The organism is Oleiphilus sp. HI0066 (assembly GCF_001635725.1).
Genome location: NZ_LWFH01001274.1, coordinates 1 through 604, shown reverse-complemented (window position 1 = coordinate 604; position 604 = coordinate 1). Strand labels below are relative to the sequence as shown.

General features: G+C 44.9%; 1 protein-coding gene. It reads right to left on the bottom strand.

The features are described 5' to 3' along the window. Positions 1-290: hypothetical protein (locus A3738_RS18405; RefSeq protein WP_197473911.1), on the bottom strand; the 290-nt coding region annotated here is incomplete at its 3' end. Positions 291-604: the final 314 nt, after the last annotated feature.

Sequence of the window (604 nt, the reverse complement as noted above, 5' to 3'; positions counted from 1 at the left end):
GCGGATGTTTGAATTGCAACACCCAAAGCTCCGTGGCTTGATGGGCGCACCTGCAAACCATAGTAGACGGCATCAGCAATGGGCTGTTTCAGTTTTGCGTAGAGATTTTGCCCAACGCGATTGACGATAAAGTTGCTGACGAGTTCGGGGGGCTGAATGAAATCTGCGGCACTGAGTTCGCTGCCTTCTAAAAGTTCAGAAGGTTGAATGCCTCGGCTCAATGCGAAATCGCGAACAACAGGCAAGTAGTCGCCCGATGCAAGTGTAAGTCCGACGTTATTGTTATTCATATCAATGCGACATTCCCTACATATGAAATGAGCTCAAATGACTTTTTTTTGAAACCTTATCACCTATTGTCAAAGGCTTCAAAAGCGCACTATAGCTTTAACGCAATAATGACTGTTCCATAGTTGGAAAGTCGCAGGTTTAGGTTGTCGTTAAAGATGGCCTGATAATGATTACGCAGCTTAAGGTGAAAGTGATGACAAATACGACCGCTTCCAACAAGACGCCTTTGGATGTCCGTCCTCGTCATATGGAGTTCCCATATGCAGACATGTCGACGCGGGACTTCTTTGATAATAATTGTTTAAAAAGTGCT